This is a genomic window from Bacillus sp. GM2 (assembly GCF_056155945.1).
On the sequence record NZ_JBRKSZ010000007.1, the window covers coordinates 967,439 to 984,927 of the forward strand.

Consider the following 17,489-nt stretch of genomic DNA (forward strand, 5'->3'; position numbering starts at 1 on the left):
TCTTATGACTTGTTCTTATAGGAGTGTAAAAAATGGTTCAAAAAATAGAGAAACTGTCCGCGAAAGAGCGGCTGATCAGCTCCAAGCATAATCGCAAAATGGATGAAATCCGCGGGAGGATTTTGGTTGCGTCGTGCGCCTTTATCATGATGGCGGCGGCGATTTCGATCACAATTTTTCTCGGAAATAAGGGGTTGCAATCTTTTCTGGCCAATGGTGTAAGTCCAATTGAGTTCTTAACCAGTCTAGATTGGAATCCAACGAACGAAAACCCTGAATACGGAGCACTTCCGTTTATACTCGGATCTTTTGCAGTGACCCTTCTTGCATCTTTGATTGCTGCACCGCTAGGAATAGGAGGTGCGATTTTCATGACGGAAATCGCGCCATCATGGGGCAGAAAAGTGCTGCAGCCGGTTGTCGAATTGCTTGTTGGCATTCCTTCCGTCGTTTATGGATTCATAGGCCTTACAGTGTTAGTGCCGTTCATTTCACAGTTTAAGTCAAGCGGATCGGGCCACAGCCTTCTGGCGGGAACGATCGTCCTGGCTGTCATGATTTTGCCGACGGTCACTTCGATTTCAACGGATGCGCTCATGTCGCTGCCGAAAAATCTCCGCGAAGGATCATACGCATTAGGCGCAACCCGCTGGCAGACGATCCGCAAAGTGCTGATACCGGCAGCGCTGCCTTCGCTTCTGACAGCCGTCGTCTTGGGAATGGCGAGGGCGTTCGGCGAAGCGCTGGCCGTGCAGATGGTCATCGGAAATTCCCGAAATCTGTTTGAGAGCCTTTTAGACCCTGCGGGGACATTGACAACGATCATTACGTTGAACATGGGCCATACAACATACGGGAGCGTGGAAAACAATACGCTCTGGTCAATGGGGCTTGTCCTTCTGATCATGTCGTTCTTGTTCATCCTGCTCATCCGCTATCTGTCATCCAGGAGGAAACTGTAATGAACAGCAAAGTAACAGATCGTTTAGCAACCGGTGTTTTTGGATTGATTGCTGCGGTAATCGCCGCTATTCTTGTCGGTTTGTTCGCTTATATCATCATCAATGGTGTTTCGCATATCAGCCTCAGCTTTTTAACTTCGCGTTCAAGTGCGCTGTCAAGCGGCGGAGGAATTCGAGATCAGCTGTTCAACTCGTTTTATATTCTCGTGCTGACGATGCTGATCACGGTTCCCCTGGGAGTCGGCGGGGGAATTTATATGGCGGAATATGCGCCCGCAAACAAATTGACCGATTTTATCCGTGTCTGTATTGAAGTTTTGTCATCTCTTCCTTCGATCGTTATGGGGATGTTCGGCATGCTGATGTTTGTAAATCTGACCGGATGGGGGTACAGCATTATCGGAGGAGCGCTTGCTTTGACGATTTTCAACCTGCCTGTCATGGTCAGGGTGACAGAAGATGCGATCCGCTCCGTACCTAAGGAGCAAAAAGAGGCTTCCCTTGCTTTAGGCGTGTCCAAATGGCACACGATTAAAACGGTATTGATTCCTGGCGCGGTGCCGTCCATCATCACAGGCGCGATTCTTGCGTCGGGCCGTGTATTTGGCGAAGCTGCCGCTTTGCTGTTTACAGCCGGACTAACCACGCCGAGACTGAATTTTGCCGATTGGAATCCGTTTTCTGAGACATCGCCGCTCAATATTTTCAGACCGGCTGAAACGCTGGCCGTTCATATTTGGAATGTAAACACACAGGGGATCATCCCCGATGCTGAAGCGATCGCAAACGGCGCATCCGCCGTTCTCGTTCTGTCCGTCTTGATCTTTAACCTGGCAGCCCGATGGCTCGGCTCTTTTATTCATAAAAAGTTAACGGCAAACAAATAAGAAGGAAGGATGAAATCATATGGCTCAGGTTCAGATGCCGGTTTTGGAAACCGTGCGCGACAATATCGGAATCGCTCCGTTCCCTGAAGCGAAAGAGCATATTTTAGAAGTGAAAAATTTAAATATTTACTATGGAGAAAAGCGGGCCGTCAACGACATTTCCATGCGTATTGACAAACATGCGGTCACGGCTTTGATCGGTCCGTCAGGCTGCGGAAAATCGACTTTTTTAAGAAGCATCAACCGGATGAACGATCTGATTCCATCAGCCAGAACATCCGGAGAAATACGGTATGAAGGGCTTAACATCCTTGATTCCAATATCAATGTCGTCAATCTGAGAAGGGAGATCGGCATGGTATTTCAGAAGCCGAACCCCTTTCCAAAATCGATTTACAGCAACATTACCCACGCATTAAAATATGCGGGCGAACGGCGGAAATCCGTGCTTGATGAGATCGTGGAAGAAAGCTTGACGAAAGCCGCGCTGTGGGATGAAGTGAAAGACAGGCTGCATGAGTCGGCTCTTTCGCTGTCAGGCGGGCAGCAGCAGCGTCTCTGCATCGCCCGGACGCTCGCGATGAAGCCCGAAGTCCTGCTCTTGGATGAGCCTGCTTCAGCGCTCGACCCGATTTCAAACGCGAAAATAGAGGAATTAATCGTCGGTTTAAAAGAGGAATACTCGATCATCATTGTCACGCATAACATGCAGCAAGCTTCAAGAATTTCCGATCAAACGGCGTTTTTCCTTAACGGAGATTTAATCGAATACGATCGTACGGAAAAGATTTTTATGAATCCTTCAGAAAAAAAGACAGAGGATTACATCAACGGCAGATTTGGATAAGGAGGGGCCGGTATGAGCGCTGTAACAGCTGTAAAGCCAGAAGATGTATACCAGATCAACGACTTGAATTTATGGTACGGCGAACATCACGCATTAAAGAACATTAACTTGACAATACCCGAGTACGAAATTACCGCCATCATTGGACCGTCAGGGTGCGGAAAGTCGACATTCATTAAAACGCTGAATCTCATGATCAATATGGTTCCGAATGTCAAAATGACCGGAGAGATCAGCTACAACGGAACGAACGTACTCAACAGCAAAGTCGACCTTGTCGAGTTACGGAAAAAAGTCGGCATGGTGTTTCAAAAAGGAAACCCGTTTCCCCAGTCGATCTTTGATAATGTCGCATACGGACCAAGAATCCATGGATTGAAAAACAAAAAAGAACTGAATGAGAGAGTGGAAAAGGCGCTTGTGGATGTAGCGCTGTGGGATGAAGTGAAAGACCGTCTTCATTCCCAGGCGCTCGGACTTTCCGGGGGGCAGCAGCAGCGCCTCTGCATCGCAAGGGCGCTGGCCACCAATCCTGACGTTCTCTTGATGGATGAACCGACATCCGCCCTTGATCCCGTTTCAACTTTGAAAATCGAAGAGCTGATGCTCAAGCTGAAAGAGAAATATACAATTGCCATCGTCACGCACAACATGCAGCAGGCCTCGAGAATTTCCGATCAAACGGCGTTTTTCCTGATGGGCGAGCTGATTGAGTGCAATGATACGGTCAAAATGTTTTCAAGTCCTGACGATCATCGGACGAAAGATTATATAACAGGCCGGTTCGGATGAGAAAGAGGCTGCCGTTTTAAAGCGGCAGTCTTTTTTGCATCGGCGGCGGAGGCAATAAAAAAGCAGGCTGGTACGAAGGGGTCTGACCCCATAGATGAGACAAATAAAAAACACCTTCAAGTTTGCACGGATAGTTGTTATCCGAAATAAGACATGGAGGTGTTTTTTCTATGGGGACAAGTAAACGGAAGGCTGGAGAAATGAGATTGGTAGGCGTACCTATGAAAGAGATCATGCAGAAATCGAATATCAAGAATAAGGCGCGGGTTCAGACATGGGTCAGGTGGTATAAGGCTGCGGATAAACACCGATTCGAACAGCCTGTTGAAAAACAATATACTTATGGAAAGGATCCCGAGTATTCTTCTGAATTAGAGAGACTGCAGGCAGAAAGTCGTTAGCTGAAACAACAAAATGAAGTTTTAAAAAAAGGGGGTAGTCCCAGAGGCATTCTTTTCGATTTTTATGAAACAATTCAACCTTAAATTTACCTTAATAAATAAAATTCCATATTTACCAAACATTGTAAAATGTGATACATTATTTAATAGAATTAACAAAAAATACTTTTGTTTATATAAGGAGCATTTATGGATAACAAACAAAACTTTATTACTCTCATACATCATTTCATATTTTCTCCAAAGGACTTTCTTTCTATCAAGTATTCTAGCGATAAGAATTATCGTCATTCTTGGTTTGTCTTCCTAGCTGTATTGTTTCTGTTTTTAGGCTTTTATTTAGCTATCTTCCCAACACTCTCTACCTTGATTAATAATTCATTTCAAGACAATGGAATTGATTATACAACTGATATGAATACACTCATTATGATTATTACATTAGTATTAGGTATTATTCAATTTACCTCGATGGTTCTTGTAAGCTTTTTTATTATACATATTATTGGGATATTAATTGGCGGGACCGCTACCGCCAAAGAATTTTTCCCTAGTTTTATTTATTCAATCATACCAATAGGCATCAAATTTACAATACTCGTTATTTTTTCTTTCTTTTTAGGTAGTGATTTCGCCTTTTCAGTTATTTACCCAAATTCTCAACAGCCACTAGATATTATCTTGAATATTATTATTGACCCTTTCTTTTGGTGGTCTACCATTCTAGGGTGTATTGCCTTAAAAGTAATACATCAAATTTCTTATAAAAAAACCATCATAATCATTAGCATTACAATGTCTTTAGGTATTATTTCTCTTTTTTCAACAAGTTTATTTTTATAAACTGAAAGGAGGTGAAATTTCAAAATGAAAAATAGCAATCTTTTTAAAATTGCAAGTATTACAGGTGTAGTTTCTCTCTTTGCCATTGCTACTTTCCTGATGGGCTCTTCAGAAGGTATTGCAGGTTTAGCTTCTATTGACTTTAGTTCAGGTCATCAGTTCGCTTTAGACCTTGCAACAAACCTAGGAATTAGTAAAAAAACAGCCTATGTAGCAATCGGTGTTATTATGACAACAGGCGATGTATTAACAATTCTCAGCCTATTGGCTGTTGTTTTGGGCGGAACGGGTCTAATTACAGCTGCAATGGTAGCTACAGCGAAAAAGCTGGCTAAAAAATACGGCAAGAAATATGCTGCTGAATGGTAAAATGACCAAAAGGAAGAGATTGAGGAGTATAATTATACTCCTCCTTATTTTCGTTTTAGGAGGAATATACACATGCTCAACAAAAGGGTTCTCATTGCAAACTTTAAACTAACCTATAGACGAACTTTAAATCGCTTGATTTATTTTTTTCCATCAAGCGAAAATTTACTTAAATCAAATAAAATTCTATTTGTCTTTGCGCCCTTTTTCTTGGTGTATATATTTATTCTATATAAAGCCTCACAGACTCTTTTAACTGGAGTTCCAGAGCATATTCTAACCCTAGGTACTAATTTTATCATTCTCTTTTTTGTTTTGAATATATTAAAATCATCGACTGATATCATACATCGATATGTATATCCTGAAGATTTTCTTCTTCTCCATACTTTAAAAACGGATCCAAAAAAAATTTTATTATCAAGGTTCTTTACAACAATTTTTCTAAACATCCTGTTTAAATTAACAGTAGTGTTATTCCCTATACTCTTTTTTATAAATTTTTCTACACATGACCGTATATATCTTTTGTTATCATTTCCATCACTGCTAATATTTATTGTTGGACTGACAAGTCTTTATTCATCGCTTACATACATCGTTTATTCTAAATTTCTACATAACATTTTAAATTCACGATTAAAAAGCTTGTTATCCCTTATAGGAATTGCCTGTATATCTGCCATTTCAACTACTTTTCTTGGCTGGATTGGACTTAATTATTTTTATCAAAATGATCTCCTTGAAGCTATTGGCAATTTCATATATCTATTCAAATTAGATATGATATTAGCCACCAATTGGCTACCTACAAATTGGTTTTTACTTTCAACAAGTGATATACATTTATTTTTTATATATTCTATAGGTTATATTGCTTTAGGTTGCCTTTGCGTCTTTATTACCTTTCATTTAATTTCGAAAGTATTGATTATAAAAGAAGCAGTACCTAATAATCTTTTGCCAAAATTAAAACCAATTAAGTTGCCTTTTTTAAGCTTCTTACAAAAGGCCTTACCACGGCAAAATATTGCTATTCTAAAGAAAGACCTTACTGCACTATTAAGGGCTAATTTTACAATAAAAAAACGACTGGTACTTTCCATTAATATGATTGCAATAGAACTAGGTGTATTGATAGGTCTTAGTTTAAATCAAATGTGGTTTGATTTCTCAGATATCTTTGTTATCTACCCAATTTTATTTGCGGTGACTTATAATACATCTTTATTAGGAGAGGGATTACTTGGCGTAACTTCAGCAGATGCAGAGCGTGAGAACCTTTATGTTTATAAGAGTTCGGGTGCTTCTATTTTTAAATTGATCGCAGGAAAATCTTTATTGCACTTATCTGTGATTCTTATTTTAATGAATACGTTATTTCTATTTATCTTATTGTTATTCAACTTAGATATTATGACGCAATTTATATTGTTCATCATGATTAACTCCATCAGTCTTATCATAGGTGCTGGGCAAATTATTGGAACATTTCTCTATCCTCGTTTAGATTGGGAGAATTTCGAAGATATTGGTTCATCTGTTAAAGCATCATTTTTTGAACATACTATTCTCGGAGTGTTACTGGCATTTTACCTTCAGTTGTATGGTATCACAGGCGTTCTCGTTACATTTGATATTATTAATAGGGGAATATTCTTTTTAGTCATTGTAACAGGCACCATTTTATTTGTTATAGGTATTGGATTCTTTTATTATTTTTGGATTAAAAGAATAGGAACGAAAAATTGGGAGATGAAAACATGAACATTGAAAATGTGTCTTTCAAATATAAAGATAAACTGATCCTTAAATCTATTAATTTAAAGATAGAGAAAGGCAAAGTGTACGGCTTGCTTGGACCAAATGGAGCCGGTAAATCAACTCTTTTAAAATGTATCCTTGGTATAGTGAAACCTTACGAAGGTAAAATCACTATCAAAGGAGAAACCTTGGAATCTGAAAGATCCTCTTACCTTAAATATATAGGATACGTTCCAGACGCGCCTTTTATCTATCATTATTTAACACCTAGAGAGTACCTTGAGTTTGTTGCTGATTTACAAGATGTCCCTTATGAGATTAAAAATGATAGAATAGATCTTTTGTTAAGTCAATTTAACTTGAAAGATAATGAAAATGACATGATATCTACATTTTCTTTTGGTATGAAACATAAGTTATCTGTTGCAGGAGCCATACTTCATGAACCAGAAATATTAATATTAGATGAACCATTAGGTGCATTTGATCCTCCAACTACAAAGATGATGAAAAGTTTTCTCAAACGTTATGCTGAACAGGGAAACACTGTCATCATGTCTACACACCTTGTAAACATAGCACAACAACTATGTGATAAGGTTGGAATACTGATTAATGGTACTTTAGTTAAAGAATATAATCACCTTACAGACATAAAGGATTTTGAAGATTTGATTATAAGGGATATGGATACGATTCTAAAATGAAGGAATTATTAAAAAGAAATAAGCGTATACTCTATATAGCAAGCTCCTTTTACATAGTGGGTTTAGTTCTTGGTGTGATTTTTAACAATATTCTACCTAGTCTTAGTCAAGATAATGTTCAAAATATCACAGTATTGGGTTATTTTACACATAATTTTGCAGCAAATTTATTTCTCATTTTTTCAATGTTTACATTTGGAATTTTGACATCTATCTTATTAATATTGAATGGCTTCTTAGTCGGTCTATCTTCTTTACATAGTATCACCGACCATGGAAACGATGTCTTATTTATATTAACTGCTTTGGTTCCTCACGGTATTTTTGAGATTCCCGCAATGATTTTATCGGGAGCACTTGGTTTCAAATTGTTAGATTACGTATATATGAAGATAAGGGGTATTAAATTTCCGAAAAAACAGTTTTTACTAGATTTTTTGTACTTTGTTATTATACTATTTTTATTGACATTACTTGCTGCTGTTACAGAAGCATTAATAACGCCTTATTTACTTACCAAATTAACATTAGGAGGCTCTTATGTTCTTTAATAAAAAGCAGATAGATAAATTATTGGATGATCATACAGAAGAAGAACAAAAAGAAACGAAAAGTAAAGTTAATACTTCATTTATAATAGTATTTTATTTTTCAATACTGCTATCAATCTGTACTATCTTTTTTGATTATAGGTACTTTTTGATTGCTTTGTTTGGCCCGACTATTTTAGTAACTTTTATATCCCCACCTTTCCAAACCAAAAAAGGTATTTATAGAATTTTTTCGGCCATATATTTAATAATTTTAATTACAGTTACTTTCTTTTGGTTAAATTAAGTGCTTAATTCTCAATCAAAAAACATCCTTAATGGATGTTTTTTGATTGTTTAAATTAATAATTTGAATTGCTTTTTGACAAGTTCCACCCCGTACTACGAATGGGTTCTTCATCCTTTTTGTTACTGTATAGGTATGTAAACGGTTTATTGTAGGAGGGGTCTTATGTTAACGTTTACTGGTTTGCTGATTTTGGGAAAGTAAGTCCGACCATCGTGTCTCTGATAGGGGTGCTCATTGCTGGATTTGACATCAATGATATTTAAACCTTCTTTGAAGAAGGGATTATCAAAGTACTGCCAGTGGCGACCATGTTTATCTTCGCCACTTTATTTTTTGCATTTTACAAGACACAGGATTCTTTGAACCTCTAATCAAAGCATTAAAAAGCTGACAAAGGGGAATGTTGTCACTGTTTCCATGGGGACAGCTGCAATTGGGATGATCTCACACTTAACTGTACCCGCACTGCTTCCACTTGTAAAAATTACATATAAGTCCTTGCTTACTGTACGACCAAGGTTAAGTGTATACATCTTACGAGTATCAGAAAGCTATTAATATAATGCCTCCATCGGATCGTTTCATTCCTCACTAAAGTCTGAAACGTTCTATCTTAACAGCATTGATCGAACTACGACTGCCATCGTAGAACGCACTGTTAAAGAATACATTCATTATTTTAACAATATTCGTATTCAAACAAAACTAAACAACCAATCACCGGTAAACTATCGGGAATTGGTTGTTTAAAGGTGTTTTTGAATCCTGTCTCAAAACGGGGGTCAGTCCCGTTCCAGTCTGCTTTTTTATTTAGACAGCGTTTTGACGATGTTTTTCAAGCTGTCACCGCGCTTCAGTTCGTATTTACCTGCGCGGATTTTAGATTCGTTTCCGGTCTTTTTCACATAATCTTTGAAGTCATCGGCAGATGAAATCACTTTTCCTTTTGCAAGGAGGTCTGCTATCTCAGCCGTGCTCATGCCGCTTTTGATTTCAAGCTTATACTTGGAATCTTTTTTTTCTGCTTCCTTCTCTTTTTTGTTTTGAGACGAAGCATCCTGCTTCAGAGCGGTCTCTTTATAATGGAGCAGCTGCTGGTATTCTTCGCGTTTCAGCGAAACCTGCTGGTTGTCCTTTAAATAAGTTTTGACATCGTTTTCGCTGATGTTTTGAGCGTCTTTAGAAGCTTCAGCTTTTCCGTTATCCGTCAAATAAAATGCGCCTGCAAGAACGGCGGTAGCCAAAATCATTCCTCCGGCAAATGCTTGTACACTTTGTCTGGTCATACAAGCACCCTCTCATTGTCTTTAATGATCGCTTTGACATCTTCGACAGATACGTGCTCAGCTTTTGCGATGGCGTCTACAGACATGCCGTTTTGGTATTTTGAAAGAATCTGCTTCGCAATATGCTGGCTGATTCCGGCATTTGGTCTGCGGACGACCACATTTGAATCGAGGAGCTCTTCCTCAAGGACGGTCATCTTCTTTTTTAGTTTATAGATTTCCTGCATGGCGGACAGCTGAAGGGTTTCCAACTCCTGTTCAACTTCCTTGATCGGTTCTCTTTGAAAATATGAGAATGCAATCAGCGCAATACTGACAACGAGCAGCGCAATGATAGCAATTTCCACGTTCATCACCTTCAATTCTAATTTTCTCCTTCTTTTTTATACCATAAAAACGCTTGCTTCAAAAGGAGTTAATGCAAAAAATAAAAATTTTGTCGAAGAATTTTATTTTCGTTGCGCCTGCGGGGCCATTTCCAATAGGATAGATACATAACAGGACTTAACGGGAGGGCGCACGGTGAAAAGGATAATCATCTCGAAAAAACCTTTTCAACATAGTATTCGAAGCGAATCTTCGTTTTGTAACGATATTTTAAAAATATCTTCGCCGGATCATGAAACCGTTCGGCTGAGCTGGGAGATCTCAGATGCGGCCCTTTCTGCGGCTGAAGCGGTTCTGTTTGAAAGGATAAGAGACGTCGAAAAGCAAATTCTTCTCTTTTGCGTAAAAAACGGAGAGCGCAGCGTACGGACGATCCATACCGATGCATTTAAAGGGGAAGCCTCGGTTTTTCCCGCTGCAGGCAATGCGTTCTACAAAGCGGAATACCGGATATACAATTCGCTCAACATGTCGCTGGCCGTTCTCACATCCAGCTGCTTCTTCCTTGGGGAAAACGGAATCCATTCAAACAGCAGCTGTTTTCTGTATCACGACAATCAGCAGGATTGGACGACTCAATTTTCCTCGTATACGAGTTATTCTTTAATAGAAGGAAAGGAGCGTTTCCGTTGATCAACGTATTGCTGCTGTCGCTGGAAAATCCCCTTTTATTGAAAAGCGGAGCGGGACGCTATGTGAAAAGTCACCTTGAACTATTGCGGAACGAAGTCAGCTTTACCGTCTGCACGACGGCTGCCGGGCAAAACAGCCATGCATGGGAAACGCTTGAGATTCCGCTTGATTTAAAAGTGTTCGCTTCTTTTGAAGAGGCGGTGGCCGCCATGAATTTTCAGATGATCAAAACCGTGCTGGCTCAAAAAGGACAATTTCATTTCATCCATGCAAATGATGATATCACCGCGCCTGCCGCCGTTTATCTCAGCGAGATGCTGGCTGTGCCGCTGATTTCCACGGTACACGGCCTTGAAAGCGGCCGGAAAACGGCAGCAGGCGAAAATGTCCACCCATACAGAGCAAGCCTCGAACGGCTTCTGGCTGAAAAAAGCGATCAAATTCTCGTGCTGAGCAGCATGATGAAGTCAGACATGCAAAAGGCGTTTTCGCTTCCTTTCGAGCAAGTCCGCGTCATTCCCCATCCGTGCAAAAAAAGCCGCACAGTGAAAAAACGAATGAAAAGCGCGCCGTACTTTTTTTCCTGCGGAAGGTTTGTTCCGGAAAAAGGGTTTATCGCATTGCTGCACGCCTTTCAGCAGCTTCGCAAACGGCGGCCTGATCTTGAACTTGTCATTGCCGGGGAGGGACCGCTTCAAAGCGGGATCGAGGCCAAGGCAAGAGAATTGGGTATTAAGGAAAGTGTGACAATTCTTCCTTTCCTTTGTGAAGAGGAAAGAGAGAGCTGGCTGGCATTTTGTGAAATGGCTGTTTTCCCAAGTTGTTATGAGCCGTTCGGCATCGCTGTTCAAGAAAGCATGGCCGCAGGCGCTGCCGTCGCCGTCGGAATCAACGGGGATGGAACGATTTCGTCATCGATCGGGTGACAGGCTTTCATCTTGATTTTAATGATCCGGATAAGGCTGCATATGCGCTCGCAGAAATTGTCGGCGCTAAGGAGCAGCTGCTCAAGGTCGGGCGAACGGCAGAGGCTTATATAGTGGATTTGCATGATCCTGGATATATCAAAAATGTGTTTTTGCAACATGTGTATCACACGTCTTTTTAACAAACCGTGACAAACTAAAAAAAACGCCTGGCATTCCGGCATCATAAGTGGTATTATAGATAAGTCTGAACAGAAATGATATATAGTTTGGAGGGAAAAATAAATGCGCGTTAATATTACTTTAGCTTGCACTGAATGCGGCGAGCGTAACTATATTTCTACAAAGAACAAGCGTAACAATCCAGATCGCGTTGAATTCAAAAAGTATTGCCCACGTGACAAAAAATCAACATTACACCGCGAAACAAAGTAAGCAGCAGGGATTTTCCTGCTGTTTTTCTGTTTTTAAGGGGGAAAGAGATGTGAAGCGTTCTTTACGAAACGAGGTCAGAAAGAGGCTTGCAAACATGCCGGAACAGGAGTTTCTTCTAAAGGCGGAAGCGATTCACCGGAAGCTTTTTCAATCAAAACAGTGGAAAAAAGCGTCTGTCATTGCCCTCACGATATCCAGAAATCGCGAAGTTCCGACAAAACCGATTATCGAACAGGCACGGCTTGAAGGAAAAACGGTGTGCATTCCGAAATGTATGCCTGATACAAAAGAGATGCACTTTCGCAGCTTTCAGGATGAAAGCGATCTTGAAGTTGTGTATTTTGGGCTGCAGGAACCGATCGTGCACAAAACCGGGCGGATGGAGCCTGAAGACATCGATTTCATCCTTGTGCCGGGAATTTGCTATGACCGGACAGGATACAGAATCGGTTATGGAGGCGGCTATTATGACAGATACCTGGCCGGTTTCACAAAAGATACCGCATCGCTGGCTTTCGAGTGCCAAGTGATCGATCATGTCCCAAAAGAACCGCACGACATTCCGGTTGAGCAAATTTTTACCGAAGACGCCGTTTACACCTGCAGCGGGTCTGCTGAATAATTATTAAAAAATGAGACACGATACGGTTATAGGAGGGATCATATGAGAAAAGTTACATTCGCTGCAGTAGGCGTCATTGCCGCTCTTGTGTTTTTTCAAAACCGTTATCGTGTCATCAATTTCATTCTTGGTCAAAACCAGATCCGCCACTATTTTATCCATTTGATGATGAGAATTCCGTTTTTTCGCAATAAGTTTATACAGCAGGCTTTCTGAATCCCGTTTAAAAACGGGGTTTTTTTAAAGCGCTTAAAAGGCGCAGAATGACGCGTTTCCTGTTATAATGGACAAAAACAATTGTGGAGCGTCGGTATGTATTCAATCGATTATTTGTATTGGAATTTCATCGGGAACCTCTTAGACAGGGATTTTGAGCTTGTCCAGGCACCCGCTTCATTCGGAGAAGCCTGGCTTGAAGCAAGGGGGAGCGCGCCGTATGATTTGGTTCGCGTTTTTCGAAAGGATATCGATTTCAGACAGGATCTCGTCGGTGACTTGGAATCTCTTTATGAAAGAGCGGAGCGCCTGAGAGCAGCATCAAGGCAGCGAAAGCTCTCGATATTGAACGTCTATTTGTCGCAGGAAGCACCTGTAGATGAGTGGGAAGATGTTGTCAGTCATCCGGTCGCAGATAAACGGATCAGCATCGTGCCGGTTTTTATTGAGCACGCTTCGGCTGAAGAAGGCTTCCGCAAACTCGCCGTTGCTTTAAACATGGGGCCGGATGAGCTGACAGGCCACATGCAGGATGCCGGATACGAGAATGTGGAAGAGAAGAGAGCCGAAGTATTAGCAGCGGCTAAAGCAAGAGAAGAAGAAAGGCGGCGGGAAGCGGCTGTATTTGAGAAAGGCAAACCGATGTTTACCTGGATTTTTGCAGTGCTTCAAGTCTTCATGTTTCTGCTTCTGGAAATGTCGGGCGGCAGTCAGAATACCGACACGCTCATCCGGTTCGGTGCGAAGGAAAACAGCCTCCTGTTAGCCGGGGAATGGTGGCGGCTTGTCACGCCGATCGTTCTTCATATCGGATTGGTCCACCTCATGTTTAATACATTTGCATTGCTGTCTGTCGGAGCCGCGGCAGAAAGGGTGTTTGGATCATTCCGCTTTCTTGTTATATACATATCAGCCGGAATTTTTGGATCGATCGGCAGCTTTCTGTTCAGCCCGTATCCGTCCGCAGGGGCTTCGGGAGCCATCTTCGGTTGTTTGGGGGCACTTTTGTATCTGGCTTTTTCAAACCGGAAAGCTTTCTTAAAAACGATCGGAACAAATATCATTGTGATTATCATTCTGAACCTCGGCCTCGGTTTCACCATTTCAAATGTTGACAATGCCGGCCATATCGGCGGATTGATCGGCGGTCTCCTGACGGCCTTGGCGGTCGGAATCCCCGGGAAAAAAAGACCGCTCCAACGGCTGGCAGGCTGGGTCCTCATCTTTGTCATCGGAGGAGGGGCCCTGTACTTTGGGACACATTCAGCTTCGATGCAGGAAAATGCCATGCTGCATCAGGCGGCGCAATGGTATGATGAGGGAGACTATGAAAAGGTAAAAGATGCCTTGCAGGAAGCGGGCTCAAAACAGGATGCTTCCAGCGACACTTTAAGACTGCTCGCTTATTCCGAATATCAGCTCGGCGAGTATGAAAACGCGGAGAAAAGGTTCGAGGCCGTCGTTGAAAAAGATCCATCAGATCACGCCTCACACTATAATCTTGCCAGGCTCTATGCTCAAAAAGGCGAGTTTGCCAAAGCCGAACAGTCTGTTGTAAGAGCGTTGGCAGAAAAGCCTGATGAAGAGTTGTATAAAGCGTTTCGGGACGAACTTAAGAAAGAAACCGCCCGGTAACCAAGTATGAAAAGCTTCCGTTATGTTAAAAATGGTCTTTAGAACAGACTCATTTTGACGGGAGCTTTTAATATACAATGGAAAAAAAGCATGCGGTCCAAAAAAATTTAGCGAAAAATGTTGAATATTTAAATGAAAAGCTGGGTGTCGACAAAAGCTTCGACATGATCCGGCTTGATGTTGTTTATGCTGATAGAGACATGTCGCTTTATCTTGTCGACGGCTTTGTAAAAGATGATATTATGCACCATCTGCTTAAGAATCTCTCAAGGCTCACCCCTGAAAGTCTGGAAGACGATCCGCTTGAGAAGCTGATCAAAACGTACATCCCATACATCGAAATTGATACGGAAGACGACCTCGACAAAGCAGCCGCCCAGGTGCTGTCTGGGCCGGCCGTTCTCCTTGTCGACGGGGTGGACCATGCCATTATTATCGATGCGCGGACATACCCGGCAAGAAACCCGGAGGAACCCGACAATGAACGTGTCGTCAGAGGTTCAAGAGACGGCTTCGTCGAAACGATCGTGTTCAACACCGCACTGACGAGAAGGAGAATCCGCGACCGTTCCCTCAGAATGGAGTTCCTTCAGGTCGGCAGAAGAAGCAAAACGGATGTCGTCATCTGCTATTTGGAAGATATCGCTGATTTGGAAAGTGTAAAAAAGCTGAAACAATCGCTTGAAGCGATCGATACGGACGCTTTGACAATGGCGGAAAAGACACTGGAAGAATATATCGGCGGCCGTCATTGGAACCCTTATCCGACGGTTCGTTATACAGAAAGGCCTGATACTGCGGCCGTTCATTTGTACGAAGGCCACATTCTTGTCTTTGTGGACGGCTCGCCAAGCGCGCTGATTACCCCTGTTACTTTTTGGCACCATCTGCAGCATGCCGAAGAGTACAGAAACAAACCTCTTGCAGGCGCTTATTTGCGAATGGTTCGTTTTATATCTGTGTTGGCATCGATTTTTTTGCTGCCGCTGTGGTTTTTGCTTTCCGTCCATCCCGATCTTTTGCCGGACGCCCTTGAATATATAGGGCCTGACAAAAAAGGGGCTCTTCCGCTGCTTGCGCAATTCATCATAATTGAAATAGGCGTCGACATGATGCGGATGGCTGCAATCCACACCCCGTCGTCTCTGGCTACGGCTCTCGGACTTGTAGCTGCTTTAATGATCGGGGAAGTGGCGGTGCAGGTCGGACTTTTCTCGCATGAAGTCGTCTTGTATCTCGCTGTTGCGGCTATCGGCACGTTTGCTACGCCGAGCTATGAGCTGAGCATCGCGAACAGGCTGGCAAGAATCGTTCTCCTGATCGCGGCCGGCGCATTCGGGCCGATCGGCTTTGTCATCGCGATCTTCTGCTGGGTGATTTATCTGGTCAGAATGAAGTCGTTTCATGTGCCGTATTTATGGCCGTTTATCCCCTTTGACTACAGAGCCTTTCGAGATATCGCGATTCGAACGCCAATGCCGCTGAAAAATAGAAGACCCGTATTTTTGGATCCCCAGGATCCCGACCGCTGAATGTCTGTTTTCCCAGGAAAACAGGCTTTTTTTTTTTGCTTGACGCCGGACAGCTTTATGAATACTCTAATGTTAGACCTTTAAAGAATGGTGAAATAAAATGAAAACAGCCTATGATGTACAGCTGTTGCTGAAACAGTTTGGATGTTATGTTTATTTTGGAGACCGCGAACTTGAACTTGAATATATGATGGACGAACTGAAAGAAATGTTTCTTTCGAATCTGATAGAAAAAGAACAATGGCTTAAAGGCGTTTCAATTTTGCAGAATGAACTCACAAAAGTAAAGAGAAAATAAAACAGGGATTAGAGGGGGAGCAGAATGAATGACAGCTGGCTGGTCGGAGTCGACCTTGGAGGAACAACGGTAAAGCTCGCTTTTGTAAGCGCTTATGGCGAAATCCTGCACAAGTGGGAAATTCCGACCGATAAATCGGGGGAAACGGTTACGGTAAGCATCGCAAAAGCCATCGACGGCAAATTGAAAGAGCTCGGCAAACCGAAGCACATCTTAAAATGGATCGGCATGGGCGCTCCGGGCCCCGTCAATACGGAGACCGGCATCGTTTATAAAACGACGAACATGGGCTGGGAAAACTATCCGTTAAAAGACCACCTTGAAGCAGAGACAGGAATAGCGGCGGTCATTGAAAATGACGCGAACATCGCGGCTCTCGGCGAAATGTGGAAAGGAGCGGGAGACGGCGCAAAGGATTTAATTCTTGTCACATTGGGAACGGGTGTCGGAGGCGGCATTATTGTAAACGGAGAAATCGTCCGCGGGCAAAACGGGGCAGGCGGTGAAATCGGCCACATCTGTTCAGTTCCTGAAGGAGGAGCGCCGTGCAACTGCGGAAAAAGCGGCTGTATCGAAACGATCGCTTCGGCAACGGGGATCGTCAGGATTGCCAAAGAAAAAATAAAAACCGGCCATCGAAATACAGACTTGCGTGCATGTCCGGAGATCACGGCGCGCGATATTTTTGAAGCGGCCCGGGAAAATGATCCGGTTGCTTGCGAAGTCGTCGATTATGTGGCGGGTCATTTAGGAATGGTCCTCGGCAACTTGGCGAGCTCGCTCAATCCTTCGAAAATCGTAATTGGCGGAGGCGTCTCAAAAGCAGGAGAAATCCTGCGCTCAAAAGTTGAACAATCTTTCAACCGCTTCGTATTTCCGCGGGCCGGCGAGGCGGCTGAGATCGTAATCGCTTCACTTGGAAACGACGCAGGCGTGATCGGCGGCGCATGGATCGCAAAAAACCAATGGCTGAAAAGCCAGGCGGAGCCTGTTTTATAAGCATTTTCAGACCGCTTTGCAGCATTGTTAACACTGTTAAGCCAATGTGAAAAATGATTGATTTTTTTGTACAGACAGGTTAAGATATGATTTAGTAATTTTAGCGAT

General features: G+C 42.4%; 21 protein-coding genes and 2 pseudogenes. 21 read left to right on the forward strand and 2 right to left on the reverse strand.

All coding sequences use genetic code 11. From position 1 onward, the window contains the following. Positions 1-32: 32 nt before the first annotated feature. The 12 genes and pseudogenes from pstC to ACVC9U_RS05975 all read left to right on the forward strand — a co-directional run. The gene (gene pstC, locus ACVC9U_RS05920; RefSeq protein ID WP_003183532.1) at positions 33-962 is read left to right on the forward strand and encodes a phosphate ABC transporter permease subunit PstC; all 930 of its coding nucleotides are present in this window, start codon (positions 33-35) and stop codon (positions 960-962) included. Then, entirely contained in the window at positions 962-1,849 is an 888-nt protein-coding gene (pstA, locus tag ACVC9U_RS05925; RefSeq protein ID WP_003183530.1) for a phosphate ABC transporter permease PstA, read from the forward strand. The genes pstC and pstA overlap by 1 nt, the downstream gene beginning before the upstream one ends. Positions 1,850-1,883: 34 nt before the next feature. Further along, positions 1,884-2,696: a phosphate ABC transporter ATP-binding protein PstB gene (pstB, locus tag ACVC9U_RS05930; RefSeq protein ID WP_043928725.1), complete on the forward strand. Its 813-nt coding sequence runs from the start codon at positions 1,884-1,886 to the stop codon at positions 2,694-2,696. 12 nt (positions 2,697-2,708) lie between these two features. After that, positions 2,709-3,488 carry a phosphate ABC transporter ATP-binding protein PstB gene (gene pstB, locus ACVC9U_RS05935; RefSeq protein WP_003183523.1) on the forward strand — a complete coding sequence of 260 codons (780 nt, stop codon included), beginning with the start codon at positions 2,709-2,711 and terminating at the stop codon, positions 3,486-3,488. A 170-nt stretch (positions 3,489-3,658) separates the two neighbouring features. Next, a pseudogene (locus tag ACVC9U_RS05940) lies at positions 3,659-3,886 on the forward strand (IS3 family transposase); the annotation flags it as partial. Positions 3,887-4,078: 192 nt separating this feature from the next. Further along, a complete protein-coding gene (locus ACVC9U_RS05945) occupies positions 4,079-4,732 on the forward strand; it encodes a YIP1 family protein (RefSeq protein WP_075752312.1) in 654 nt (217 codons plus the stop codon). A gap of 24 nt (positions 4,733-4,756) precedes the next feature. Continuing rightward, positions 4,757-5,101: a circular bacteriocin, circularin A/uberolysin family gene (locus ACVC9U_RS05950; RefSeq protein ID WP_020452200.1), complete on the forward strand. Its 345-nt coding sequence runs from the start codon at positions 4,757-4,759 to the stop codon at positions 5,099-5,101. A gap of 72 nt (positions 5,102-5,173) precedes the next feature. Continuing rightward, positions 5,174-6,868 (forward strand): hypothetical protein, encoded by a 1,695-nt coding sequence (locus ACVC9U_RS05955; RefSeq protein ID WP_075752314.1) that lies wholly within the window; start codon positions 5,174-5,176, stop codon positions 6,866-6,868. Next, positions 6,865-7,572: an ABC transporter ATP-binding protein gene (locus ACVC9U_RS05960; protein WP_075752315.1), complete on the forward strand. Its 708-nt coding sequence runs from the start codon at positions 6,865-6,867 to the stop codon at positions 7,570-7,572. The genes ACVC9U_RS05955 and ACVC9U_RS05960 overlap by 4 nt, the downstream gene beginning before the upstream one ends. Next, a complete protein-coding gene (locus ACVC9U_RS05965; RefSeq protein ID WP_075752317.1) occupies positions 7,569-8,123 on the forward strand; it encodes a stage II sporulation protein M in 555 nt (184 codons plus the stop codon). The genes ACVC9U_RS05960 and ACVC9U_RS05965 overlap by 4 nt, the downstream gene beginning before the upstream one ends. Next, the gene (locus ACVC9U_RS05970) at positions 8,113-8,409 is read left to right on the forward strand and encodes a methyltransferase (protein ID WP_075752319.1); all 297 of its coding nucleotides are present in this window, start codon (positions 8,113-8,115) and stop codon (positions 8,407-8,409) included. The genes ACVC9U_RS05965 and ACVC9U_RS05970 overlap by 11 nt, the downstream gene beginning before the upstream one ends. 526 nt (positions 8,410-8,935) lie before the next feature. Continuing rightward, positions 8,936-9,162, forward strand: a pseudogene (locus ACVC9U_RS05975) (IS3 family transposase); the annotation flags it as partial. 56 nt (positions 9,163-9,218) lie between these two features. Here ACVC9U_RS05975 and ACVC9U_RS05980 read toward each other — a convergent pair. Continuing rightward, positions 9,219-9,698 (reverse strand): endolytic transglycosylase MltG, encoded by a 480-nt coding sequence (locus ACVC9U_RS05980; RefSeq protein ID WP_075752321.1) that lies wholly within the window; start codon positions 9,696-9,698, stop codon positions 9,219-9,221. Continuing rightward, positions 9,695-10,045, reverse strand: a complete 351-nt coding sequence (locus tag ACVC9U_RS05985) for a hypothetical protein (RefSeq protein WP_011198121.1) — start codon at positions 10,043-10,045, stop codon at positions 9,695-9,697. Before ACVC9U_RS05985 ends, ACVC9U_RS05980 begins: the two co-directional genes overlap by 4 nt. 175 nt (positions 10,046-10,220) lie before the next feature. On the opposite strand from ACVC9U_RS05985, the gene ACVC9U_RS05990 reads away from it, so the two are divergent. The 9 genes from ACVC9U_RS05990 to ACVC9U_RS06030 all read left to right on the forward strand — a co-directional run bounded on the left by ACVC9U_RS05990 (position 10,221) and on the right by ACVC9U_RS06030 (position 17,381). After that, a complete protein-coding gene (locus ACVC9U_RS05990) occupies positions 10,221-10,718 on the forward strand; it encodes a hypothetical protein (protein WP_075752323.1) in 498 nt (165 codons plus the stop codon). Beyond that, positions 10,715-11,644 carry a glycosyltransferase family 4 protein gene (locus tag ACVC9U_RS05995; RefSeq protein ID WP_237562596.1) on the forward strand — a complete coding sequence of 310 codons (930 nt, stop codon included), beginning with the start codon at positions 10,715-10,717 and terminating at the stop codon, positions 11,642-11,644. Before ACVC9U_RS05990 ends, ACVC9U_RS05995 begins: the two co-directional genes overlap by 4 nt. Positions 11,645-11,929: 285 nt before the next feature. Beyond that, a complete protein-coding gene (gene rpmG / locus ACVC9U_RS06000; protein ID WP_003183500.1) occupies positions 11,930-12,079 on the forward strand; it encodes a 50S ribosomal protein L33 in 150 nt (49 codons plus the stop codon). A 49-nt stretch (positions 12,080-12,128) separates the two neighbouring features. Beyond that, positions 12,129-12,701, forward strand: a complete 573-nt coding sequence (locus ACVC9U_RS06005; RefSeq protein ID WP_075752325.1) for a 5-formyltetrahydrofolate cyclo-ligase — start codon at positions 12,129-12,131, stop codon at positions 12,699-12,701. 42 nt (positions 12,702-12,743) lie between these two features. Next, a complete protein-coding gene (locus tag ACVC9U_RS06010) occupies positions 12,744-12,917 on the forward strand; it encodes a hypothetical protein (RefSeq protein WP_167564577.1) in 174 nt (57 codons plus the stop codon). A 96-nt stretch (positions 12,918-13,013) separates the two neighbouring features. Next, on the forward strand, positions 13,014-14,552 hold the full coding sequence (locus ACVC9U_RS06015; protein ID WP_075752327.1) for a rhomboid family intramembrane serine protease: 1,539 nt from the start codon (positions 13,014-13,016) through the stop codon (positions 14,550-14,552). 77 nt (positions 14,553-14,629) lie between these two features. Continuing rightward, the gene (locus ACVC9U_RS06020; RefSeq protein ID WP_075752329.1) at positions 14,630-16,084 is read left to right on the forward strand and encodes a spore germination protein; all 1,455 of its coding nucleotides are present in this window, start codon (positions 14,630-14,632) and stop codon (positions 16,082-16,084) included. A 100-nt stretch (positions 16,085-16,184) separates the two neighbouring features. Beyond that, positions 16,185-16,382, forward strand: coding sequence for a YqgQ family protein (locus ACVC9U_RS06025; protein WP_020452188.1), 198 nt, complete (start codon positions 16,185-16,187; stop codon positions 16,380-16,382). Between the two features lie 24 nt (positions 16,383-16,406). Next, positions 16,407-17,381: an ROK family glucokinase gene (locus ACVC9U_RS06030; protein WP_075752331.1), complete on the forward strand. Its 975-nt coding sequence runs from the start codon at positions 16,407-16,409 to the stop codon at positions 17,379-17,381. The last annotated feature ends 108 nt before the right edge of the window (positions 17,382-17,489 follow it).